The sequence below is a fragment of the Arthrobacter sulfonylureivorans genome (genome assembly GCF_047607445.1).
In the GTDB taxonomy this organism is placed as follows: Bacteria; Actinomycetota; Actinomycetes; order Actinomycetales; family Micrococcaceae; genus Crystallibacter; species Crystallibacter sulfonylureivorans_A.
Map to the genome: position 1 here is coordinate 1 of NZ_JBLKRT010000005.1, position 22,653 is coordinate 22,653.

Genomic DNA, 22,653 nt, shown 5'->3' on the forward strand with positions numbered 1-22,653 from the left:
CGCCATGAACCAGCCATTACTGAGCGTCATCATTCCGGCGAAAGACCAGGCACCTTTCATCCGCGACGCGATGACCAGCCTGACCCGTCAGTTCGATGATCCCTCGGTGATGGAAATCATCGTGATCGATGACGGTTCCACCGACGGGACCGGGGAGCTGGCCGCCGCCTTTACCGGCCGGCTCCCCGGCCTGCAGATCCACCGCAACAACACCGCCACCGGGCTGGCCGCGGCACGCAACCAAGGCCTGGACGCCGCCACCGGACGCTACATCACCTTTTTCGATCCGGACGACTGGTACGCCCCCGGGCATTTGGCCCGGATCACCGAAGAGATCAGCGAGCTGGGCGTGGACTTCCTCCGCGTGGACCACATCCGGCACACCAACGGAGTCCGGACCGTTCACCGCGCGCCGCAAGCCGTGCGCGGCGTCGCCCTCGATCCCCGCCGCGACATCGGGCCTTCGGACGAGTCGACGATGGTGGACTACCCGTTCGCACCCTTCGGCATCTTCGACGGCGCGCTCAAAGAAGCCGGCCTGCTGCACTTTCTCGACGGCCTGCATACCGCCGAGGACCGTCCCTGGATCTGGCGCCTGCATCTGCAGGCAGCCTCCTACGCCGTCTCGGATCAGCTGGGGGCCTTCTACCGGCGCGGCGTGGCGACCTCGCTGAGCCAGGTCTTCGACCGCAGGCAGTTGGACTTCCTGCGCAGCTACGCAGAAGTCTTCCGTCTGGTGGCGGAAGACCCCGAGGCGGACCGTTTTCGGCCCAAGGCCGTCCGGCAGTTCCTGGCTATCGCGTGCCACCACCTGGATCGTTCGGATTCCATGACCCGGGTTGTCCGCCAGGAGCTGACGTCGGGCCTGCGTACTGCCGTGGCCGGCCTTCCGGCCGCCGCCGTCGCCGCCGGGGTGCAAGCGCTGGGTGAGCGCCGGCGCAAGACGCTGGAAACAGCAATCGGAGCATTGAAGTGAAAGAGCTTTTTGTCGTCTCAACCCTGTATCAGTGCGTCTCGCTGGCAGCGGCCATCGACGACGCCGTGTTGCCGGAGACCGGGCAGGAACGCATTTTGGTACTGACCAACAACGCGATGATTCCGGAGGTCACCGTTCCGTTCCACGAGTCGCCGGGATTCGCCGAGGCGGCCAGCCGATTCGACCGGGTGGTGGACCTGAGCAGCCTGCTCTGGCCCCGCCGGCCCGGCCAGTTCAGTCCCCGCGAACAGGACCTTGACCTGTGGCAGAAGCTGCTGCGGTCGGAATGGGAGCTGGGAAGCGACCCGGTCCACGTGTTTGTCGAATCCATCCAGGTGGATCCCGCGATCGCTTTGGCCCGCATCTTCGCCAGTGCCCGGATTTCGGTGCATTCCGACGGTCTGATGAGCTACGGACCCACCCGGAACCCCGTCCCGTTGGCCGTGGCGCAGCGGCTCGATTCCCTGCTGTACGTTGATCTGGTTCCGGGCCTGCGGCCGCAGTTGCTGCGCGAACACCAGCCGCACCTGCTTCCGGTGGATCCGGCGTCCCTGCGCCGTGCCATGGAAGAACTGGACCGGTCTTTGCCGCCCCTTGCGCTTCCGTCTGCCGACCACCAGAAGGCGCGGGCCGGGACAGCCCTGCTGCTAGGCCAGTACCTGGCTGAGCTCGGGATCCTCTCTGCCGAGGAGGAAGTGGCACTGCACCGCCAGATGATCGAGAAGGCCAAAGACCTAGGGATCCTGCACTGCGTGTTCAAGCCCCATCCCAGCGCCGGGCCGGGGGCCGTCCGGTCGGTCGAGGCCGCGGCGCAGCAGCTCGGCGTGCAGCTGGACATCCTGGAGTCCTCCGCCCCGGCCGAAGTTGTCATGCAGCGGCTTCAGCCGAAACTAGTGGTGAGCTGCTTTTCCACCGCGCTGATGACTGCCAAATACCTGTTCAACATCGACGCCGCAGCGGTCGGGACAGCGTTGCTGCTGGAGCGGCTGAGTCCGTACGAAAACAGCAACCGCGTGCCGGTCACCATCGTCGATGCCGTGCTGGAACGAAACATCTTGGCGCCGGACCATGACCGCGCGGACACGCCGGACTCGCGGCGGCTTCAGCCGCTGGTCGAAGCCGTCTCCTATTGCATGCAGGCAGACACGCTGGCGGCAGTCCGCCCCAGCGCCGAAACCTATCTGCACAGCATCAAGGACGCACCCGAGATGCGCTACTTCAAGCGGCGCCGGCTGACCAAGCATGAGCTTCCGGGCGGATTGGCCCGGGTTGACGGACCGCGCCCGCTGGCCCAGGTCGGGCGGATGGGCCGGCGTGCCGTCCGCAAACTCAAATCGGCTGTGGCCTCATGAGGCGGCAATGATGACGGAGGCAGCAGTCACGGCAGCATTCCTCCCCCAGTTGGGTCCGGTGGTGGACCGCAGGCTGGCCTACCCGAAAGCCGGGGCCACCGTCAGGCGGGGGCACCGGAGCGAACTGGTTCGCCCGCGCTTCGGCCGTGCCGCCGTCTGGGCCGAGTCGCCGCTGCAGCTGCTCAGCGCGGTCGAGGCGCACGGCGCCGGCCTGCTGGGCCAAGAAACGCTGATCCATCCGCGTGGCGACGCCGTGGGCATGGACAGCACGCTGCGGTCGCTGATGGAACAGGTGCCAAGCGGCGTGCGGTTCACCCCGCCGTCGTCCGCGCTGCCCGCGGTCCGCAGCCGGAAGCTGGACCGCTGGGTGACCGGCGATGCCTACTCCGGCAAGGTGCAGGCCGAGCTCCTGCGCGGCGTCGCCGCCGACGAACTGGTCATTGTGGACGACGGTCTGGCGACGCTGAGCCTGCTGCGCATGCTGGTCAGCGATGGGCCCACCCCGCTAATCCGTCCGCGGGCCATGCCGACAGTGCGGCGCAAGGCGTTGGGTCTGGCCACCTGGTGGACGCTGCGCAGGATGGCCAGCCAGGGCCGGCTGCTGGTGTTCACGGCATTGTCCGTGCCCGACGCCGTGGAGAAGAAGTTCAGGGCCCTGGGGGGCCATCTGGAACGGCACCGGTTCGAGTGGCTGGGCACCCAGCCGGTCACCGAGAACATCCTTGAACCAACCATCGTGGTGGGGTCGGCCATGCCCGCCGACCAGCTGATTCGGCCCGAACCGTACCTGGATTGGGTGCGCTCCTTGACCGAGGACGGCCCGGTGGCCTATTTCCCGCACCGCCGGGAACAGCCGGAGCTCCTCAAGGCTTTGGACGAGCACCCGCTGATCCGCGTCAAGCAGCACACGATTCCGGTCGAGATGCGGCTGCGCGGTTTGCGGCCCGGGCAGGTGGTCCGTGCCCTGCCCTCCACGGTACTGGCTTCGCTGCGCCTGATCCTGGCCCCGTCCGGAGTGCCGCTGAAGGGGCAGCCGGTACCGGATGACTGGTGGCTGCCGCAGACTACGGAAGAACTGCGCCGACACCTGAGCAGTTCGCTGCGCGAAGGGGGCAAGTGATGGCTCCGGGACCCCACAGCACAGCCGAGTCCGCGTCCGGCGGGAACGGGATCCGCCCGTTCCGCGTGCTGGCGGTGGCAGACAGCGATTCGTACCTGAAGTTTGCCTGCGCCACGCTGGAATCGCTCGGGGAGGGCTGGGAGCGCGAAGTGCTGCTGGTCCGCTCCCCCATCTTGCCCACGCTGGAACAGATTCAGGCGGCGACCGCCGGGACGTTCCTGGCCGGCAAAGCGCCCCGGGTGATCGCCGCGTCGGGTCTGAAGAGCGCGTTGGCGGGCGCCGACGTCGTGCTGGCAGCGGCCACCGGACCGGTGGTGGAAGAGATCTTCACGCAGGCCTCGCGGATGCCGCACCGGCCGGCGCTGTTGTCCGCGCTGCCGGGTGTTGCCTTCCCGGCCACCCGCAAGGCGCTGAACTATCGCGCCCTCGGTGACGCTTTCATCACGCACAGCCATGCCGAGTGCCGCGCGTTCAGCGATCTGGCCGATGCCATGGGCCTGCCGCAGCGGATCCTGGTCTCGCGTCTGCCGTTCCTGGCCTCCCCGGGCCGGCCGGAACCGCAGCAGGTCCCGCTGCGTTCGGTGGTGTTTGCGCCGCAGGCCAAGGTTCCGGTGGAGCGCGACCAGCGCGTGGCGATCCTGCAGGCCCTGGCGGCGCTGGCAAGGCGCCGACCGGAACTGTCGGTGCGGGTGAAGTTGCGGGCGTGGGCCGGCGAACCGCAGACGCACCTGGAGCAGTACCCCTTCGACCAGCTCTGGTCTGACCTGGTGGCGGCGCGCGCGGTCGGCGGGCACGAGCTGCAGTTCTGCACCGGTCCCATGTCCGCGCAGCTCATGCCTGCAGCGGCGATGGTCACGGTGAGCTCCACGGCTGCCTTGGAAGCGCTCGACGCCGGTCTGCCGGTGCTGATCCTCGATGACTTCGGACTCTCCGAGGAGATGCTGAACAAGGTCTTCGACGGCTCCGGACTCGTGGGGAATCTGGAGGATCTGGTGGCCGGCCGGTTCAGGCACCCTGACCATCGGTGGCTGCGGGACAACTATTTCCACGTCCAATTCGCACCGTTGGACGGCCTGCTGCTGAACTTCGCCGAGCGCGCCCGCGCCGGAAAACTGGCGACGGACCCGGACCGCCTGGCAGCCGTGCAGCGCCGCAAGATGCGCTCGAAGCTGCGCACCGTGCTGCCCTCGCCGGCCTTGAACCTGGTGCGCCGGCTGCGCAATGCCCGGCGCCTGCCGGCCTGATCGAGACGCGCTCCGCGGGGCACCGTTTGGAACCTCTGCTGTCCGGGTACTGACCGGGCAGGAGGAAAAATGCGTACACGTCGTTTCAGCCCACGGCTCCGGCGCCTTCCGCCGCTGGCAGCGCTCCTGGCGCTGGCCGTCGGAGCCGCAGGATGCGCATCGTTGAACCCGGGCAGTGAGGACGCCGCTGCCGCAGCAAGCGGATTCCTGGCCGCGGTCCAGGCCGGCGACGGCACCGCCGCGTGCGCCTTCCTGGCCCCGGTGGCGGTTGAAGAGATAGAGGGCGACGAACCCGGCAGCTGCTCGCGGAAGATCCTGCAGCTGGACCTGCCCGCTGCCGGAAAGGTGACCGGGAGCCAGGCGTACGGACGGAACGCCCAGGTGGTCCTGGACACGGACACCATGTTCCTGACCCGATCGGGCGACCGCTGGAAGGTCCTCGGCGCGGGCTGCACCTTCCGGGGTGAACGCCCCTACGACTGCGCCGTGGACGGGAGCTGAGATGCGCTGGTCTTTTTGGATCCTGCTGGGAGTCATCACCGCCGGGCTGATCTACCTGGCAGCGATCGGAGTGATGGCACGATGAAGCACAACCCGCTGATCACCAATGGCTTGAGCACGTGTTTCGGCCTGCTGTTCGGCGCCTCGCTGGCCGGCCAAGCGTTCTCCGGGCTTGCCGCCTTCAATGAGGAGCAGCTCGCCTCGGGCCTGGAGACCATTTCCTTCTGGCAGTACGTGGCTTCGTCCAGCTTTGCGGTCGACGTGTCCGAGAACTGGCAGTCCGAATACCTGCAGTTCCTGCTGCTGATCCTGATCAGCATTTGGCTGGTGCAGAAAGGCTCGCCCGAATCGAAGGAACTGGACAAGCGCGGCAAGGAGTCGGACAAGGAACAGCTCTTCGCCCGGTTCGCGCGGCCCGATTCACCCAAGTGGGCCAAGGCAGGCGGCTGGCGCTCCAAAGTCTTCTCCAACTCGCTGGGCCTGGTCATGGGCGCCATCTTCGTGGCGTCCTGGGTAGTGCAGTCGATCAGCGGCTTCAGCGCTTTCGCCGAAAGCCAGATCGGCAACCTGCAGGACCCGGGCAGCTGGGGCGAGTACGTCGGCTCCCCGGAGTTCTGGAACCGGACGCTGCAGAACTGGCAATCCGAATTCCTGGCCGTGTGGTCCATGGTGATCTTGTCCGTGTACCTGCGCCAGCGTGGTTCGCCCGAATCCAAGCCGGTCGGACAGCCGCACGATTCCACCGGGGTGAGCGGATAGCCCCGGCCGTCGCGGAAACGGCGCCGCCGTCATGGGAATGGTCCGGCCCGGCGGGGCGTTGAAACACGGCGTAGACTGGATAGGCTGCCCGCCATCGGCGCGGCGGCCAGACAGAAGTGTTTCGAAGGAGAACCGTGGCAGAGAACCCCATCCGGGTAGCGATCGTCGGTGTTGGAAACTGTGCGGCCTCGCTGGTCCAGGGTGTCCACTACTACCGTGGCGCGGACCCGAGCGCAACGATCCCCGGACTGATGCACGTCGCGTTCGGCGCCTACCACGTCGACGACGTGCAGTTCGTCGCGGCGTTCGACGTGGACGGCAAAAAGGTCGGTCTTGACCTGGCCGACGCGATCGGCGCCAGCGAGAACAACACCATCAAGATCGCCGACGTTCCGCCCACCGGCGTCAAGGTCCAGCGCGGCCACACCCTGGACGGCCTGGGCAAGTACTACCGCGAGACCATCGTGGAATCCGACGACGAGCCCGTGGACATGGTCGCCGCACTGCGTGATGCCAAGGTCGACGTCATGGTCTGCTACCTGCCGGTCGGTTCCGAGCAGGCAGCCAAGTTCTACGCCCAGTGCGCGATCGACGCCGGCGTGGCCTTCGTCAACGCGCTTCCGGTCTTCATTGCCGGCACCAAGGAATGGGCGGACAAGTTCACCGAAGCCGGCGTTCCCATTGTGGGCGACGACATCAAGAGCCAGATCGGTGCCACCATCACGCACCGTGTGATGGCCAAGCTGTTCGAAGACCGCGGTGTGGTCCTGGACCGGACGTACCAGCTCAACGTCGGCGGCAACATGGACTTCAAGAACATGCTCGAGCGCGAGCGACTGGAGTCCAAGAAGATCTCCAAGACCCAGGCCGTCACCTCGAACACCTCCGCCGTGCTGGGCGACGACGACGTGCACATCGGCCCCTCCGACTACGTGTCCTGGCTGGATGACCGCAAGTGGGCTTTCGTCCGGCTGGAAGGCCGCAACTTCGGCGACGCCCCGGTCTCGCTGGAATACAAGCTTGAGGTCTGGGACTCGCCGAACTCCGCGGGCGTCATCATCGACGCGATCCGTGCGGCCAAGATCGCGCTGGACCGCGGCATCGGCGGACCGATCCTTTCGGCGTCGAGCTACTTCATGAAGTCCCCGCCGGAACAGTACGACGACGAGACCGCCCGCGAGAAGGTCGAAGCCTTCATCAGCGGCGAGTCTGACAGCTAAGACGCACTCCAGGTGAAGGGGGCCGGTCCACCAGGACCGGTCCCCTTCAGCTTTTGCCGGGGTGGCAACTGCGTCCGGGTAGTGTGGATTTATGGCCGTACCCTCCCCGACCCCTTCCGGGCAGCTTCACGGGGCGGCCCCTCGCCCCCGCCGCAACTATGCGCTGGACATCCTCCGGATCGTCAGCATCGTCGGTGTGGTGGCCATCCACTCCTTCGGCGAGCTGGCCGGCGACGACGACGCCCGCACGCAGCCGGATTGGCTTCCGGCGGCAATCATCGACATTGCCTTCATCTGGGTGGTGCCTGTTTTCGTCACGATCTCCGGCGCCCTGGTGCTCGCTCCGCGGGCACATGCCGAAGGCGCCAAGGCCTTTTACCGGAAGCGCGCGCTCCGGCTGCTGCCCGCCCTGGTGGTCTGGCATCTGGTGTACATCTTTGTGGGCAACTACCTGATCCTGGGCCGCGAACTGCATCCAGGCGAGGTGCTGGTGTCCGTCTTCGATACCCAGGTTTATCCGCACCTCTACTTCCTCTGGCTGATCCTGGGCCTGTATCTGGTCGCGCCGCCGTTAGCCGGATACCTAAACCGGGTTCCGTTGCAGCGCGCCGCTGCCGCAACCTGCACCGTGTTGGTGCTGACCTTGGCGCTGTTCAGCGTGCAGGCCGCCAGCATCCAGTTCGAGTGGGGCTGGCAGTATCCGTGGAACATCCTGACCCAGTGGATCCCCTATCTGGGTTACTTTATGGCCGGCTGGGTCATCACCCAGTTGCGCGTCCCCCGCGGTGCCGCCCTGGCGGCAGGAGGCACCGCCGTCGTGCTTTCCGTTTTCAACATCTGGCACTGGATCCATCAGGATTCCACTCCGCCGCTGAACATCATTACGCCGTCCAGCTATGTGGGGCTGGGCGTCACTGCGGCAGCCCTGTGCATCTTTACCGCCACCTACCACTTGCTGGCCGGATGGCAGCCGGCCAGCTGGCTGGGCCGCACCCTGGTCCAGCTATCCAACGCCTCTTTTGGCGTGTTCCTCTGCCACTACCTGTTCCTGACCTGGCTGACGTTCCACGTCTTCCCCGACCAAGAGCCCACGCTGGCGCTGATGACAGTGAAGTTCTCCATAGCGACCATCGGCTCGTTCGCCCTGACCCTGCTGGCGCTGCGGACTCCGGTGCTGAACCGCGTGTTTTGACCCCGTGGGCTGAACCCTGCGTTCAGTGCACCGTGTTCAGTGCACCATGTTCAGTGCACGGTGTCCCGAACGCAGGGCTCGTTCGGCCGAGCCGCCCGAGGTTTTCCCTCGAGGCAGCCGCCGAGGCGCCGCCCTCGGAACCGCCCCGGCGGGGTTAAAACAGTCCAGTGATGACGCCGTCGTCGTCCACGTCCATCCGGCCCGCCGCCGGTTCCTTCGGCAGCCCCGGCATGGTCATCACGTCGCCCGTCAGCGCCACGATGAAGCCCGCGCCGGTCTTCGGGATCAGGTCGCGCACGGTGATACTGAAGCCACTGGGGGCTCCGAGCACCGAGGGATCGTCGGTGAACGAATACTGCGTCTTGGCCATGCACACCGGCAGTTTGCCCCAGCCGTTCGCCTCGATCTCGGCCAACCGCTTGCGGGCCGGACTGGTGAACTCCACATGGTCCGCACCGTAGATTTGCTGCGCGATGGTCTCGATCTTTTTCTCCACGGTCAGGTCCAGGTCGTACAGCGGGGAGAACGACTGTTGCTGCTGCAGCACCTGTGCCACCTTCGCGGCCAGCGCGTCGCCGCCGGTGCCGCCGCCGCCTTGGCCCCAGACATCGGCCACCGCGGCTTCCACCCCCTTCTGCCGGCACCAGTCCAGCACCCAGTCCAGTTCTTCGGGGCTGTCAGAGGTGAACTTGTTGATCGCCACCACCGGGGTGAGGCCGAACTTGGCGGCGTTGTCCACGTGCCGTTCGAGGTTGGCGATGCCGGCCTGGACAGCTTCCAGGTTGGGTTCCTTCAGCTGGTCCTTGGGGACGCCTCCGTGCATCTTCAGGGAGCGGATGGTGGCCAGCACCACGATGGCCGACGGCGCGAATCCGCCGGCCCGGGCCTTGATGTCCATGAACTTCTCCGCGCCCAGATCCGAGCCGAAACCTGCCTCAGTAACCACGACGTCGACGAGCCGCCGGGCGGTCTGGGTGGCCAGCAGCGAATTGCAGCCGTGCGCGATGTTGGCGAATGGGCCGCCGTGCACAAAGGCGGGTGTGCCGGCGATGGTCTGCACCAGGTTCGGTTTGATGGCGTCCTTGAGCAGCATGGCCAGGGCACCCTGCACGCCCAGGTCCGCTACGGTTACCGGTTTGCGATCGTAGGTGTAGCCGACGGTGATGCGCGACAGCCGGGCCTTCAGGTCGGCCGGGCCGGACGAGAGACAGAAAACAGCCATCACCTCGGAGGCCACAGTGATGTCGAACCCTGCCTCACGCGGCACTCCCTGGGTGGGACCGCCGAGCCCGATGACCACCTGGCGCAACGCCCGGTCGTTCATGTCCAGGACCCGCCGGAACGTCAGCCGCCTGGGATCGATGCCCAAATCGTTGCCCTGGTAGATGTGGTTATCCACCAGCGCCATCAACGCGTTGTTGGCCGAGGTAATGGCGTGAAAGTCCCCGGTGAAGTGCAGGTTGATGTCATCCATCGGGAGCACCTGCGAATAGCCGCCGCCGGTTGCGCCGCCCTTCATGCCCAAGATCGGGCCCAGAGAGGGTTCCCTGATGGCCACCATGGTCTTGTGGCCGGCCTTTGCCAGCGCGTCCGCCAGTCCCACCGTTAGCGTCGACTTGCCTTCGCCTGCCGGCGTGGGCGACATCGCCGTCACCAAGACCACCTGGCCGCGGGGTTCCTCGAAGCCCGCACCGAGCTTGGCCGGATCGATTTTGGCCTTGTAGCTGCCGTAAAGTTCCAGGGCCTCCGCCGGTATTCCCACCGCCTCGGCAATCTCGGTAATCGGCCGCAAAGTGGCGCGGCGGGCAATCTCCAGATCAGTCAGCGGAGCCGGCTCAGACATCTTCGTCCTTCTTCCCTCGCATGGGCCAATATGGGCAGCGTTGCTGCCACAGCCAACGTATCAGCCGCGCACGCCGCCGTCACCGGTCCGTGCCGGAGCAAGATTCGAGCGGCTGCTGCAGCGTTCCCGCCCCTGCATCGCTGGTCACGGGCGCGTGTCCTGTCCATGTCGCCGGGACGTGGCTGCGGCCTACTTGGGGCAGCACCCGAAAGCCGGAATTCTTGCCGCCACACACAGCGATGGCCTGCCACGCAAGCGCGCGGCAGGCCATCTGCGTGTTCGGTGCTGCGGCCGTTAGCGGCGGACCGCCCGACGACCGGACAGGCTCTCCGCCACACCGATCAGGAGCACAGCAGCAACAACCGCGACGATGAAGCCAAGGACGTTGAGCTCGAAGATGTCACCGGTACCCAGCAGGTTCGCGATGACACCGCCAATGATCGCCCCGACGATGCCAAGCAGCAGCGTTGCCAAAATCCCCAGGTTCTGCTTTCCGGGCTTGATAAGGCGAGCAAGTGCTCCGATGACAAGCCCAGCGATAATGAAACCGATCATGTTGCCTCCTCAGGTTGCGATGCATCTACGATAAGCATACTTAGCGATCCATCGCAAAACGTTCTATCGCACGGATCGCGCAGTTCGGTTCGCGCAGCCCCCCAGCCGCGCGCATACAGGAGCTCTCGCAGTTCCTGCGGGCTTCGTTGACGTGGGTGCTGGCAATAGCCAGCGGCATTGCTGGTTCGGAAGCCGGGCGGCCCTCCGGCTAAAATCGACGCCATCCCCCGCGATGAGCCTTATCTCGGCGTGCACGCGCATGGCTAATCTAGGCGTGCACGCGCATGCTTAGCTGAACGGATTTGTCCGCTCGGAAACTTGTTGGTGGCACTGGTCCGAATGCTCCACGCGGCGCTTCGTCGAAGGGGCCGCCTGCACTGTTATAAGAGGACCTGCGTCGTTAAAAGCGGAAGCCCGCGCCGGGTTCCTGCCCGGCGCGGGCCTGTAGCTACATCGGGTCCAATGTGATTCATCGGATCCTCCTCGCGAATGTGTCCCCTACAGGACGGCGTATTTATTTGCACTTGCTAAGCCGGGAACTTCAGCGGATGAGCTGCTGGTGCGAGAGCAAATCGTCGCGCACTTGTTCCAGGAGCTGATCATCAACACGCACGTTCTGTATTCGTTTCCACAGCGAGACGCTCTGGCGGAGCTTGCGGATCATGGCATTCACCTCCTGCCTATCCAGGAAATTCGGCATCGCCGCAGTTGCGGCTTGTTCGGGTGCCGGGCGGGTGGAGTCAACGGTCCGATTGCGCCAAGCCCGGACGGAGTCGGCAGCTTCACCGGCTGACGGCCGGAGGACGGAGTCGGCAAACTCGCCGACCTCCGACCAGGCGGAATCGGAAAACTCGTCGTCCGACGCGTCGACCGCCGACCGAATGGAGCCGGCGGCTTCGTCGACCCCCGACCGGATGGAACCGGTAGCTTCGGATCCGGCGACTGCGGACACGCTGTCTCCTCGACCGGTGGCTGCGTCGAGGTCGCGCAGGCTTCCGGCGCTGATCAGCTGGCCGTGGCCGAACTGCCCCGCATCGGACAGTGGCGCTTCGGTGGGACCGATGGATCGTTCGGGTGCAGGCGCTAGAGCTGCGTCCAGCGGTTTCATGAGGATTTCCTCTCGGGAATAGTTCGGATTTTGGGCAGGAAGCATGGCGGGATCCAAGGGAGTTTCAACCGCCGGCACGGAGCCCATGGCGGTTGTTGCAGCACCGGCTGGGGAGGCCACGTGGGCAGAAGGAAATGCGGTAAGAGTGCTCATAGCGAAGTCCTCAAACAGAAGGTGAGGCCTCCGCGCGGGAGAGCTAGAGAAATGCGGTGATTGAGGAAAGGCAGCGGTTCACGGAATGAACCGGTTCAATCAGCGAAGTTCTAGTGCGCAGAAGTGGCGGAGGCGGGTCGTCGGAGCGCGGCGAAGGAGTTAAACACTCCGCCCGGCGTCTTGGTCATATTCACAGATCCCACCTCCCTTTCTTGATAGCGCCAATAGAAACAGTCCGGATCCAACTCTCCTGATTGAGAAAGTTCAATCGGACGTTCCTAACGTACCCGATGACTGCTGTTTCTGCCTAGCCAATTCGCGGAACTTGTTGGGCTTTTCTTCTTTCCACCGGCGTGTCCTCGTAAACTCGCCGCAGCACGGCAGTACGACGGCGCACGGTCGGCCACAACCACCAAAAGGGGCAACGGCGCGGAAGGCCAGTGCACGATCCGGTGCCCGCAGCTCATCGAGTGGAGAATAGTTGCGGCTATTCCCGGCGTGTCGCAGCTTTGAAGCAGCATCTATTCGCCAGTCGATTGTCGCCACGTTCCCTGGGCGGCTGCGCCGGCTGACCGCATACAGACAGGAGGCGGAATCGGTCGCCGGGTGCGTCGAGCCTGACAGCAAAACCGCGGACATGGCTACGCCAACCCGCGTTAGCGTCGGTGGCTAGAGGTTCCAGCCAGCTATGGCGGGCGTCTTCTTGTCCCAGCCCAGCCGGCAGACGGCAGCAGTCTCCAGGACAAAATGCCGGCCCTCGATCGGGTCCATGCCGAGCCACCGGGCCGCCAGCACACGGAGGAAGTGTCCGTGCGCCACCAGCAGAACCTGCCGCGGCCCGGACACTTCGGCGGCCGTGTCGGCGGACGCTTCGGCGGCTATATCGGCGGAGGTCCCAGGCCTCATTTCGGCAGTGCGGAACTCGGACGCCCCACCGACCGGAATACGGCCCGCGGAAGTGACGCGGGAAGTCCCACCGCCGGAAGCTGCATCGTCTCCGCCGTCGAGTACCTTCGCGATGACATGGTCGGCCCGGTCCGCCACCTGCTGCAGCGACTCGCCGCCGCGGACTCCGTGGGTCCAGATCAGGTACGAGGGGTCGACCGCCCGGATAGCGGCGCTCTGCAGTCCCTCATAGTCCCCGTAGTCCCACTCGTGCGCTTCCGGCACCACTTCCGCTTCCGGATAGCCGGCCAATGCGGCAGTCCGGCGCGCACGGACCAGCGGGGACGTCAGGACGGTACGGAAACGGACTCCCGCCAGCTTCGCGGCGGCGTCGCGGGCCTGCTGCACTCCGGCAGGCGTGAGCTCCAGATCCGTCAGTCCGGTGTACCGGTGATCCCGCGACCACTCGGTTTCGCCGTGGCGCATCAGCCATAGCACCGGGAAATCATGCGTGCCGGCTGCGGCCACAGCTAATCCCGGTCTCCGCGCGGCGCCGGCGCGCCTTGGTCGACCACCGGAGCATCCCGGTCTCCGCGCGGCGCCGGCGCGCCTTGGTCGACCACCGGTCCGCGCGGCGCCGGCGCGCCTTGGTCGACCACCGGAACAAATTCCGGCTGCTTCCGCCACCAGGCCAGGAGTTTCGCCTCTGCCTCCTCCGGCGCCGCCGGTCCGTTTTCCAGCCGTTCTTCCAACAGGAACTTGTAGGCACGGCCGACCAACGGTCCGGGCTTGATACCCAGCAGTTCCATGATCCGGGCGCCGTCCAGGTCCGGCCGCACGGCGTCCAGTTGCTCCTGCTCCTGCAGCGTGGCGATCCGCTGCTCCAGGTCGTCATAGGCAAAGGCGAGCTGCTCCGCCTTGCGCTTGTTGCGGGTGGTGACATCCGAACGGGTCAACCGGTGCAGCCGTTCCAGCAGCGGCCCGGCGTCGTTGACGTACCGGCGCACGGCCGAATCCGTCCAGCCTGCTTCGCCATAGCCGTAGAAACGCATGTGCAATTCCACCAGCCGGGACACGGCCTTGATGGTGTCGTTGTCGAAGCGCAGCTTCTTCATCCGCTTGGCGGTGAGTTTGGAGCCCACCATGTCGTGGTGGCGGAAGCTGACCGCACCGGATGGTTCGAAGCGGCGGGTAGCCGGCTTGCCGACGTCGTGCATCAGGGCGGCGAAGCGCAGGACGAAGTCCGGACCCGGCAGCGCGCCGTCGTCGTCCGTCTCCAGGCTGCACGCCTGCTCCAGCACGGTGAGCGAGTGCTGGTAAACGTCCTTGTGCCGGTGGTGCTCGTCGATTTCCAGCCGCAGCGCGGAAACTTCCGGCAGCACGTGGTCGGCCAACCCGGTGTCCACCAACAGGTCCACGCCCGTCCGCGGGTCCTTGCCGTTGACCAGCTTGACCAGTTCGTCGCGGACTCGTTCGGCGGAGATGATCTCGATCCGGCCGGCCATGTCCTTCATCGCGGCCGCCACCTCGGGAGCCACGGTGACCCCCAGTTGCGAGGCGAAGCGCGCGGCGCGCATCATCCGGAGCGGATCATCGGAGAAGGACGACGACGGCGCGCCCGGAGTGCGCAGCAGGCCAGCATGCAGATCCTTCACGCCGCCGTAGGGGTCTACCAGTTCCAGCGAGGGCAGCCGCAACGCCATGGCGTTCATGGTGAAATCGCGGCGGAACAGGTCGTCCTCCAGGGAGGTGCCGAACGCCACCACGGGCTTACGGGAATCCGGGTCGTAGGCCTCCGCCCGGTAAGTGGTCACCTCGATCATGTGATCGCCCTTGCGCATGCCGATGGTGCCGAACTCGCGGCCGATCTCCCAGAACGTGTCCGCCCATTTCTTGACGACGGCGATGGTCGCGTCCGGGTCGGCGTCGGTGGTGAAATCGAGGTCCGGGGAGATCCGGCCCAGGAACAGGTCGCGCACTGGTCCACCGACCAGCGAGAGCTCGTGTCCGGCGTCCGCAAAGAGCTTTCCCAGTTCGATCACAACGTCCGGCAACGGCAGGGACGGGGCGTTGGAGCCGGTTGCGGAAGGGAACTGCGAACCAAAAAGGTGAACCATAGTGACTTAAGCGTGCCAGATGCCGGACACGATGTTTAACAATGTCCGGGCGGCTCGGCGTCGGCATCCTCAGGTCGTGACAAAAATCGTTAGAGTGGACGCATGGCACACCCGGTCCCGAGCGCCCCGAAGCGCACCCCGCTGACAGCGTCAGTGGGCAGCGCCGCGCCCGGACACCATTCGCTGCCTACGGTGGAGGAAATTTCCGCCGGCGGCGTGGTGGTGGATACGTCCACCCCGGACCTGAATGTGGCGATCATCGCGCGATTCAATCGCGGCGGCCGGCTCGAGTGGTGCCTGCCCAAGGGCCATCCCGAAGGCCGGGAAACCAATGAAGAGGCCGCCGTCCGCGAAGTTGAAGAAGAAACGGGAATTAAAGGACGGGTGCTGGCCACGCTCGGCAGCATCGACTACTGGTTCACCGTCAGCGGCCACCGCGTCCATAAGACCGTGCACCATTTCCTGCTCGAGGCCACCGGCGGCCTGCTCACCATCGAGAATGACCCGGACCACGAGGCAGTCGACGTCGCGTGGGTGCCGTTGGCCGATCTGGGCCGGAAGCTCTCCTTCCCGAACGAGCGGCGGATCGTAGACCTGGCCCGGGAAGTCCTGCCCGGCCACGTCTGAGCCTGCCTGCCGGGTGCGGCCTTCGAGCCGTTTTTCAGGTGAGAACATAGAGGACAATGTCCGAGACCAAGATCCCCGCCCAAAACCCCGTGCAGCACAGCACGGCCAAGTCCAGCGCCATCATGGCGGCCGGAACCATGGTGTCCCGGGTCCTGGGCTTCATCCGGACCGCCTTGCTCGCGGTCGCCATCGGTGCCAACACGACGATGGGCGACATCTTCGAGAAGGCCAACACCATCCCGAACATCATCTACCTGCTGCTGGCAGGCGGGGTGTTCAATGTGGTGCTGGTGCCGCAGATCATCAAAGCAAGCCAGAAGAGCGACGGCGGCGCCGACTTTGTCAGCCGGCTGCTCAGCCTGACGCTGCTGGTGCTGGCCGGCATCGCGGCGGTGGCAACCCTTCTAGCTGGACCGATCATCTCCGCCCTGACCAGGGACTGGACCCCGGTCATGCTGGAACTGGGCACCGTTTTCGCCATCTGGTGCTTGCCGCAGATTTTCTTCTACGGCCTGTATGCGGTGGTGGGCCAGGTCCTCAACGCCCACGGCCGCTTTGGCTGGTACATGTGGGCTCCCGCCCTGAACAACGTGGTGGCCATCGGCACGTTGGGACTCTACATTGCGCTGTACGGTCGCTACCTGCCCGGCCGGGGGGACCCGGAACTCTGGACCGGCGCGCAGACCGCGGTATTGGCCGGCGGCACCACCCTGGGCATTGTGCTGCAGGCGCTCATCCTGCTCTGGCCCCTGGGCCGGTTGGGGCTGGGCCTGAAGCTCAAGTTGGGCTGGCGCGGGATGGGCTTCGCGGCCACCGGGAAGGTGGCGCTCTGGAGCCTTGCCACCATGGTCATCGCCAACACCGCCTACCTCTTCTACGGGACGATCGCGTCCAGCGCCACCGCTGCCCGTGCCGAGCTCGCCGGTTCCGGTGCCTCGGTCCCCGGCGAGTATGCGCTGAACACGGCCCAACTGATCGCCATGCTGCCGCATTCGGTTTTTGTTCTCTCGGTGGCCACCGTGCTGTTCAACCAGCTGTCCCGCCAGCAGTCAACCGGTGCCGTGGATGACGTCCGGCGCACCGTGAGTTCGGGCCTGCGCACCATCGGTGTGGCCACCGTTTTCGGTTCGGCGGCTGTGGTGGTGCTGGCCGGTCCGCTGGCCCGGCTGTTTGCCGGTTCCGGCCCCACCGCAGCGGCCTCCGCTGCGTCGATGGGACAGGTCCTTGCCATTGTGGCGGCCGGCATGCCGTTCATGAGCATCTACTTCTTCCTGGGACGCGTGTTTTACGCGGAGGAAGATGCCAGGACGCCGCTGATCATGCAGGCCATCTGTTCCGGCGCCTCGGTACTGCTGGCCATGCTGATCGCCTGGCTGGTGGATCCCACCATGGTGGTCTACGCGTTGGCCCTGCTGTTCGCGGTGTTCCATGTGGTCTCGGCCGTGCTGGCGCACCACTTTGCCCGACGCCGGCTGGGAGACTACGGCGCGGGGCACGTCGTGGACACCTACATTCGGCTCGGCTACGCGGCTCTGGGCTCCGGTTTGGTGGGCGCGGGGGTGCTGTGGCTGTTCGGTGGTTACGCTCCTGGCGGATTCGCCTGGCAGTCCATCATTTCCGCGATGGTAACCATCGCCGTCGTCGGACTGGTAATGGCGCCGGTTTACCTGCTGCTGCTGCGTGCCATGCGCGTCCAAGAGTTGAATGATTTCCTGGCGCCGATCCTGAAACGGCTGCCCGGACGCGCCTGACAGAAACGGGAATCGGCTCCGGCACCGGCTAGCATGGAAAACAAATTATCTAGTCCGGGGCGCCAGTCCAGGACAGCCGGGAGGAACTAGTGCCGCAGCCAGTTGATGTGGGCATGCTGCTTGGTGGCCGTTACAAGGTCACTGCCCAAGTGCTTGCCTCAGCCGAACACGATCTGGTCCTCGACGGTGTGGACCAGGTGCTCAACCGGCCCGTCAGCATCCTGGTGTCGGCACCGGAAAATGCCAGCCAGGTAGCCATGAGCGCCCGCGAAATCGCCACCGGCGAGCGGGCCAGCAACGTTCAGATACTGGACCTTGGCAATGCCGACGGGTTCACCTATCTGGTCACCAACGAGGCGCAGGCCGCCGACCTGCTGGACCTGGTGATTCAGCGGGATGGCCCCTATGTTGAGCCCTTCTTTACCGACACGCTCGGCTCCGAAATCTTCGGCCAGGTGCGCTCTACCGAACCTGAGCCGTACGAGGACGAGTACGAGGAATACGAAGAAGAGCCTCGGCAGAGCCTGCGCGATCGCCTGAACAAGCTTGATCTGCCCAAGCTGGGCAAAAACGCTCCGGACGGGACCGCCAAAGCCCGGTTCGGTCGGCAGCCCGAGGGCGTGCCCTCGGGCACCGGATCCGCCGCGGGAGCGGCCGCCGCTGCTGCCTCTGCCGGCGCGCATGTGCCGCCGCCGCCGTCAGCCCCTCCTGCCCCTCCTGCCCCTGCGGATGCAAGCCCTGCGACGGCGCCTGTCTCGCGGCAGGTCCCGGCTGCCCGACCAGCCGCGGCCCAGCCGCCGGTCGAGAAGCCGAAGGTCAGCCTGTGGCCGGAGGACGACGACGATCAGACTGAGGTACGCTCCGCCGCCACGTTCCCGGTGGCGGCCCGCACCGGCAACCAACCCGATACTGACGACTACGAGTACGACGAGTACGACGACGAGGAACGCAACAGCCCGCGGTCGTCCAAGTTGCTGGTGGGCGGATTGCTGGCCGTCTTGTTGGTGGTCGCCATTGTGGTGGCGGTCAGCCAGTTGAATCTCTTCCGCGGCGGCCCGGTCGCCGATGGGTCCAATGCCGGAAATGAAACCGGTGCAGCCTCCAGCCCGGCGGAAACCGGTGCGGAAGAAGAATCGGCCCCGGCTGCTGAAGTTGTCGAGCCCGTCATCGCTGACCTCACCCGCCAGGTTCCGGACATGCAGGAACTCGACGCGGAAAACGACGGCAAGCTATCCGAAGCCGTGGACGGTAATCCCGCCACCTACTGGGCCAGTTTCCAGTACGTATCGGACAAGTTCGGTGGCTATGCCGGAAACATGGCGCTGGTCGTCGAACTGGAGGAAGCGTCGAGCATCAGTTCGGTGGTGCTGACGCAGCTGAGCGGTACCGGTGGAAACTTCTCCGTGCTCTTGAATGACGAACCCACCCTGGACGGCGCCGACCAGGTTGCCCAGGGCAGCTTTACCGCGCAGAAGACAACCATTCCGGTACCTGAAGAGGACGGCGCTGCTCCGAAGGCCCAGTATGTCCTGATCAACTTCACGCAGTTGCCAAAGCTCTCCAACCCCATGGGCGGTCCGCCTTACGGCATCCGCATGGCGGAGATCGAGGTCTCCTAGCGGCGGAGGGCGGTCTGTGCCGTCACGGCACGGAATAAGCCGGTGCCGGGTGCCGTTGAGAGAAGTGTTGTCCCTGCTGCCCGCTCAAGGCGGCCGGATTAGTTTTACATCATGATCAGAGGAAGAGGTTCGCAGGCAGTGAGCACAGAAACCACACCGTCCGTCCGCGACGTCATCATCGTTGGGTCCGGTCCGGCCGGCTACACGGCAGCTGTCTACACTGCGCGAGCCAATCTCAATCCGTTGCTCATCGCCAGCTCGGTTGAGGCCGGCGGCGAGCTGATGAACACCACTGATGTGGAAAACTACCCTGGCTTCCCCGGCGGCATCATGGGTCCGGAGCTGATGGAGAACTTCCAGAAGCAGGCCGAACGGTTTGGCACCGAGATCCTCTTCGAAGACGTCACAAGCCTCGAGTTGGAAGGTGACATCAAGAAGGTCACCATCGGATCCGGCGAGACCTTCCTGGCACGCGCGGTGATCATCTCCACCGGCTCTGCATACCGTGAGCTTGGACTGCCGGATGAAAAGCGCCTCGCCGGACACGGCGTCAGCTGGTGTGCAACCTGTGACGGTTTCTTCTTCAAGGGCCAGGACATCGCAGTCATCGGCGGAGGCGACTCTGCGATGGAAGAGGCCTTGTTCCTCACGAAGTTCGCCGACTCGGTCACCGTTGTGCACCGCCGCGATACGCTGCGTGCCTCGAAGATTATGCAGGAGCGCGCCTTGGCGCACGAGAAGATCAAGTTCGTCTGGAACTCCGAGGTCGTGGGCCTGGAAGGCGATAACAAGGTCACGGCCCTGAAGCTCAAGGACACGGTCGACGGGTCGGAGACAGTACTGCCTGTAACCGGCGTCTTCGTCGCTATTGGCAATGATCCCCGGGTCTCTCTCGTCCAGGATCAGTTGGAACTGACCCCCGAGGGCACCATTGCGGTGCAAGGCCGTTCCTCCAAGACCTCCTTGCCTGGAGTCTTCGCCGCTGGGGACGTCATCGACCCAACCTACCGCCAAGCAATCACCGCCTCGGGAAGCGGCTGCGCCGCCGCCATCGACGTGGAACACTACCTGGCCGACGTTACGAGCAACAAGGCCTCCATCGCTGAGCCTGCAACCGTCTAAATTCGGTTCGAGAAAGAGAGAACAGCATGAGCAACGCAAAAGATGTCACCGACGCTAGCTTTGAAGCGGATGTCCTGAAGTCCACCAAGCCCGTCATTGTCGACTTCTGGGCAGAGTGGTGCGGCCCTTGCCGCATGCTCTCTCCGATCCTTGATGACATCGCTGCCGAACACTCCGGCAAGGTAGAAGTCGTCAAGCTCAACGTCGATGACAACCCTGCCACGGCAGCTCAGTACGGCATCACTTCCATCCCTGCCGTCTACGTCTTCAAGGACGGTGCCGTAGCAGCCACTTCCATTGGCGCGAAGCCGAAGCAGGTCATCGAGCAGGAATTCGCTGAGTTCCTCAACTAACAAGATGGACAACGACGCGACAGACCAGAGTCTGCGCCGTTCAGACATCAGTCGGCGCGTAGTAGCCCTCCGCGAAGGGCTACTACGCGCTGGCGTTTCTATGGCGTATTTGGCTCCAGACCAGGTAAACAACCCCATGGTGTTTGATGACCATGTGGACGCGGCCGTCCGGACCTTTCAACAGGGCCGAGGATTGATGGTTGACGGGATTGCGGGCCCCGAGACGGAACGGGCGCTGGCCGAGGCGCAGTTCAAGCTGGGTGCCCGCCCACTTGCCTACTCTGTGGAGGGTCCGGCGCTGCGCGGGGACGATGTCACCGAACTGCAGCGGCAGCTGTCTTTTCTCGGGTTCTACTACGGCCACATCGACGGCGAGTATGGGGAACGCACCTACCTGGCGGTCCGTGAACTGCAATTGAACCTGGGCCTCGAAGCCTCCGGCGTCGTGAATGAGCAACTGCTCGCCTCAATGGAGCGAATCAACCGGACGATCAGTCCGAGCCAAGCATTCTCACTGCGCGACTACGAACGCCTCAGCCAAGCATCTGCAACACTCCGCGGACGCACCATCACCATCGCGCCAGGATCCGGCATCGATGCACCAACAGATATCGTTGACTCTTCCACGAGCAAACCTCTGACTGAGCAGCTCGTCGCCGGCGATGTATCCCAACGTGTCGGAAAGATCCTGTCAGAACTTGGCGCGAGCGTAGAAATCATCGAGAAGCCGCCCGTGGACGGCAGCGACGTCCGCGCAGACTTGATTAAGGCCTCTTCCCCGAGCCTCAGCATTGCCATTCACTGTGATTGGTTGCCGCAACCAGCCGCCAACGGTGTCAGCGCCTTCTTTTGGGGCCGGCCTGAGTCCGGTGAGGTCCGTTCCCCTATCGGCCACCGTGCCGCAGAACTGATCCTGAAGGAGATTGTGGCTCGGACCGGTTCCACATCCCTGGGCCTCCATGGGCGCAGCTGGGACATTCTCCGTCTCCCCAGCACACCGTCTGTCCAACTAGATATCGGCTACCTGAGCAGCCCGGTCGATGCCGCCCGGCTTGCTGACCCGATCTACCGCCAGATCTTGGCTGATTCCATCGTCATCGCGATCCAACGCCTTTACCTTCTCGAAGAGGACGACGAGCCGACTGGCACACTTGCGCTAGACGACGTGCTTCGCTTCAATCCCCCGACTTAGAACGCCCGTTTTCTGGACCGTTCTGGTCTGTTTCACGTGAAACCGGTGAAGCTGTCCGCCCTCGGTGTCCGATCGGCGGGACAGCAATACATGGTGTGCCTCCGGACATTCGGTTGCTCCACCCGAACTGATGCCCATCAGATCCGGGCTTTGAGGTCATTCCCAACGGTGCCAAACGGTGCCAACCCGTTGAGCTCCTGCCTGCAGCCAAGCCGTCATCAGCTACCCATCATCGCTCTGATCGCCATGGGAGGAGCTGCCCTGACCACGCGTGAAAGCATCTCTCAAGCTGCTGGAAATCAGGCATCCGTGGAACAGCTGCCTCTGTTTCACGTGAAACGCATCGCTGCTCCAGTGCGGCGAGAACTGTATCGGTTCTCTTCCCGCATCAGGCCGTAGAGCGACGTAAGTTTGCGAAGCACGCGTATGCCAGCACCACACCACTAGCCACAACCGTTATAGAGAAATGCAGCCAGTGCGGGGACCGCCATCCTCGCTCCGGTCCGGACGGTGCTACCCGGCGCTGAACACACAAGGGTTGAGGCCTGCGTGGGCAACTACCCCATCTGTCTCTAGGTGAGTAGATGTCCACATCTTCGTCTCAACCGCTTCAAGCCACAGGGAACGTGGTGCTGAGGCTTGAGATCTATCTCGATCGGAGCTCCGGTTCGGTCGCCGTCAGAGGCTTGGTATCGCCGTTGGAATGACCGCAGGGTTCAGGCTCGATGTTTCACGTGGAACCACTCATCCGGACCTGGCCGGTAAGGGCGGAAGCCAATACGAGACTCAGGGCTCTGGGGAGACCATCACTGCCCATCATGTACGTAGATATGGGCAGGCGGCACGCGAGATCAGCCATATACTCGCCGGCGCTTCGGCGCAGCTCAGGGGACCAGTTTCCAGCTGGCTAGTTCAACGGATCCTAATGTCACGATAGGTCGAGATCCCAGTCCCATGAGATCCG

At 64.8% G+C, this 22,653-nt stretch carries 19 protein-coding genes; 14 read left to right on the forward strand and 5 right to left on the reverse strand.

Annotation, left to right across the window (positions count from 1 at the left end):
• The 8 genes from ACMX2H_RS03495 to ACMX2H_RS03530 form a co-directional block, all read left to right on the forward strand.
• Nucleotides 1-976, forward strand: a 976-nt coding sequence (locus ACMX2H_RS03495; protein ID WP_414958984.1) for a glycosyltransferase family 2 protein, incomplete at its 5' end; no start/stop codon positions are given.
• Nucleotides 973-2,328: a polysialyltransferase family glycosyltransferase gene (locus ACMX2H_RS03500; protein ID WP_414958985.1), complete on the forward strand. Its 1,356-nt coding sequence runs from the start codon at nucleotides 973-975 to the stop codon at nucleotides 2,326-2,328. The genes ACMX2H_RS03495 and ACMX2H_RS03500, both read left to right, overlap by 4 nt.
• Before the next feature lie 10 nt (nucleotides 2,329-2,338).
• Nucleotides 2,339-3,448: a hypothetical protein gene (locus ACMX2H_RS03505; RefSeq protein ID WP_414958986.1), complete on the forward strand. Its 1,110-nt coding sequence runs from the start codon at nucleotides 2,339-2,341 to the stop codon at nucleotides 3,446-3,448.
• Nucleotides 3,448-4,692, forward strand: a complete 1,245-nt coding sequence (locus ACMX2H_RS03510) for a DUF6716 putative glycosyltransferase (RefSeq protein WP_414958987.1) — start codon at nucleotides 3,448-3,450, stop codon at nucleotides 4,690-4,692. The genes ACMX2H_RS03505 and ACMX2H_RS03510 overlap by 1 nt, the downstream gene beginning before the upstream one ends.
• A gap of 69 nt (nucleotides 4,693-4,761) precedes the next feature.
• Nucleotides 4,762-5,193: a hypothetical protein gene (locus ACMX2H_RS03515; RefSeq protein ID WP_414958988.1), complete on the forward strand. Its 432-nt coding sequence runs from the start codon at nucleotides 4,762-4,764 to the stop codon at nucleotides 5,191-5,193.
• A gap of 81 nt (nucleotides 5,194-5,274) precedes the next feature.
• Entirely contained in the window at nucleotides 5,275-5,952 is a 678-nt protein-coding gene (locus ACMX2H_RS03520; protein WP_414958989.1) for a DUF6766 family protein, read from the forward strand.
• Between the two features lie 134 nt (nucleotides 5,953-6,086).
• Nucleotides 6,087-7,172 carry an inositol-3-phosphate synthase gene (locus ACMX2H_RS03525; RefSeq protein WP_136785509.1) on the forward strand — a complete coding sequence of 362 codons (1,086 nt, stop codon included), beginning with the start codon at nucleotides 6,087-6,089 and terminating at the stop codon, nucleotides 7,170-7,172.
• A gap of 91 nt (nucleotides 7,173-7,263) precedes the next feature.
• Nucleotides 7,264-8,364 carry an acyltransferase gene (locus tag ACMX2H_RS03530; protein ID WP_414958990.1) on the forward strand — a complete coding sequence of 367 codons (1,101 nt, stop codon included), beginning with the start codon at nucleotides 7,264-7,266 and terminating at the stop codon, nucleotides 8,362-8,364.
• A 154-nt stretch (nucleotides 8,365-8,518) separates the two neighbouring features.
• On the opposite strand, the gene ACMX2H_RS03535 is transcribed toward ACMX2H_RS03530, so the two are convergent.
• From ACMX2H_RS03535 to ACMX2H_RS03555, 5 genes are all read right to left on the reverse strand, one after another.
• On the reverse strand, nucleotides 8,519-10,207 hold the full coding sequence (locus ACMX2H_RS03535; RefSeq protein WP_414958991.1) for a formate--tetrahydrofolate ligase: 1,689 nt from the start codon (nucleotides 10,205-10,207) through the stop codon (nucleotides 8,519-8,521).
• Between the two features lie 294 nt (nucleotides 10,208-10,501).
• Nucleotides 10,502-10,762 carry a GlsB/YeaQ/YmgE family stress response membrane protein gene (locus ACMX2H_RS03540; protein WP_136785512.1) on the reverse strand — a complete coding sequence of 87 codons (261 nt, stop codon included), beginning with the start codon at nucleotides 10,760-10,762 and terminating at the stop codon, nucleotides 10,502-10,504.
• Nucleotides 10,763-11,303: 541 nt separating this feature from the next.
• Entirely contained in the window at nucleotides 11,304-11,870 is a 567-nt protein-coding gene (locus tag ACMX2H_RS03545) for a hypothetical protein (RefSeq protein WP_414958992.1), read from the reverse strand.
• Between the two features lie 822 nt (nucleotides 11,871-12,692).
• The gene (locus tag ACMX2H_RS03550; protein ID WP_414958993.1) at nucleotides 12,693-13,436 is read right to left on the reverse strand and encodes a histidine phosphatase family protein; all 744 of its coding nucleotides are present in this window, start codon (nucleotides 13,434-13,436) and stop codon (nucleotides 12,693-12,695) included.
• A 2-nt stretch (nucleotides 13,437-13,438) separates the two neighbouring features.
• Nucleotides 13,439-15,025 (reverse strand): CCA tRNA nucleotidyltransferase, encoded by a 1,587-nt coding sequence (locus ACMX2H_RS03555; RefSeq protein ID WP_414958994.1) that lies wholly within the window; start codon nucleotides 15,023-15,025, stop codon nucleotides 13,439-13,441.
• A 102-nt stretch (nucleotides 15,026-15,127) separates the two neighbouring features.
• Between ACMX2H_RS03555 and ACMX2H_RS03560 the strand changes: the two genes are divergently transcribed.
• From ACMX2H_RS03560 to ACMX2H_RS03585, 6 genes are all read left to right on the forward strand, one after another.
• Nucleotides 15,128-15,652, forward strand: coding sequence for an NUDIX hydrolase (locus ACMX2H_RS03560; protein WP_205754436.1), 525 nt, complete (start codon nucleotides 15,128-15,130; stop codon nucleotides 15,650-15,652).
• Between the two features lie 56 nt (nucleotides 15,653-15,708).
• Complete coding sequence (gene murJ, locus ACMX2H_RS03565; RefSeq protein ID WP_414958995.1) at nucleotides 15,709-17,403, forward strand: murein biosynthesis integral membrane protein MurJ; 1,695 nt, start codon at nucleotides 15,709-15,711, stop codon at nucleotides 17,401-17,403.
• Nucleotides 17,404-17,516: 113 nt separating this feature from the next.
• Entirely contained in the window at nucleotides 17,517-19,022 is a 1,506-nt protein-coding gene (locus ACMX2H_RS03570; RefSeq protein WP_462677829.1) for an ABC transporter substrate-binding protein, read from the forward strand.
• Between the two features lie 111 nt (nucleotides 19,023-19,133).
• On the forward strand, nucleotides 19,134-20,144 hold the full coding sequence (trxB, locus tag ACMX2H_RS03575) for a thioredoxin-disulfide reductase (protein ID WP_414958997.1): 1,011 nt from the start codon (nucleotides 19,134-19,136) through the stop codon (nucleotides 20,142-20,144).
• A 26-nt stretch (nucleotides 20,145-20,170) separates the two neighbouring features.
• Complete coding sequence (gene trxA, locus ACMX2H_RS03580; protein ID WP_136785518.1) at nucleotides 20,171-20,497, forward strand: thioredoxin; 327 nt, start codon at nucleotides 20,171-20,173, stop codon at nucleotides 20,495-20,497.
• 4 nt (nucleotides 20,498-20,501) lie between these two features.
• Entirely contained in the window at nucleotides 20,502-21,689 is a 1,188-nt protein-coding gene (locus ACMX2H_RS03585) for an N-acetylmuramoyl-L-alanine amidase (RefSeq protein ID WP_414958998.1), read from the forward strand.
• Nucleotides 21,690-22,653: the final 964 nt, after the last annotated feature.

Coding starts and splice junctions, on each gene's coding strand:
- ACMX2H_RS03515 (WP_414958988.1), top strand. CDS start 4,762: ATGCGTACACGTCGTTTCAGCCCACGGCTCCGGCGCCTTCCGCCGCTG.
- ACMX2H_RS03570 (WP_462677829.1), top strand. CDS start 17,517: ATGCTGCTTGGTGGCCGTTACAAGGTCACTGCCCAAGTGCTTGCCTCA.
- ACMX2H_RS03530 (WP_414958990.1), top strand. CDS start 7,264: ATGGCCGTACCCTCCCCGACCCCTTCCGGGCAGCTTCACGGGGCGGCC.
- ACMX2H_RS03505 (WP_414958986.1), top strand. CDS start 2,339: ATGACGGAGGCAGCAGTCACGGCAGCATTCCTCCCCCAGTTGGGTCCG.
- ACMX2H_RS03560 (WP_205754436.1), top strand. CDS start 15,128: ATGGCACACCCGGTCCCGAGCGCCCCGAAGCGCACCCCGCTGACAGCG.
- trxB (WP_414958997.1), top strand. CDS start 19,134: ATGATCAGAGGAAGAGGTTCGCAGGCAGTGAGCACAGAAACCACACCG.
- trxA (WP_136785518.1), top strand. CDS start 20,171: ATGAGCAACGCAAAAGATGTCACCGACGCTAGCTTTGAAGCGGATGTC.
- ACMX2H_RS03535 (WP_414958991.1), bottom strand. CDS start 10,207: ATGTCTGAGCCGGCTCCGCTGACTGATCTGGAGATTGCCCGCCGCGCC.
- ACMX2H_RS03520 (WP_414958989.1), top strand. CDS start 5,275: ATGAAGCACAACCCGCTGATCACCAATGGCTTGAGCACGTGTTTCGGC.
- ACMX2H_RS03540 (WP_136785512.1), bottom strand. CDS start 10,762: ATGATCGGTTTCATTATCGCTGGGCTTGTCATCGGAGCACTTGCTCGC.
- murJ (WP_414958995.1), top strand. CDS start 15,709: ATGTCCGAGACCAAGATCCCCGCCCAAAACCCCGTGCAGCACAGCACG.
- ACMX2H_RS03545 (WP_414958992.1), bottom strand. CDS start 11,870: ATGAAACCGCTGGACGCAGCTCTAGCGCCTGCACCCGAACGATCCATC.
- ACMX2H_RS03555 (WP_414958994.1), bottom strand. CDS start 15,025: ATGGTTCACCTTTTTGGTTCGCAGTTCCCTTCCGCAACCGGCTCCAAC.
- ACMX2H_RS03585 (WP_414958998.1), top strand. CDS start 20,502: ATGGACAACGACGCGACAGACCAGAGTCTGCGCCGTTCAGACATCAGT.
- ACMX2H_RS03510 (WP_414958987.1), top strand. CDS start 3,448: ATGGCTCCGGGACCCCACAGCACAGCCGAGTCCGCGTCCGGCGGGAAC.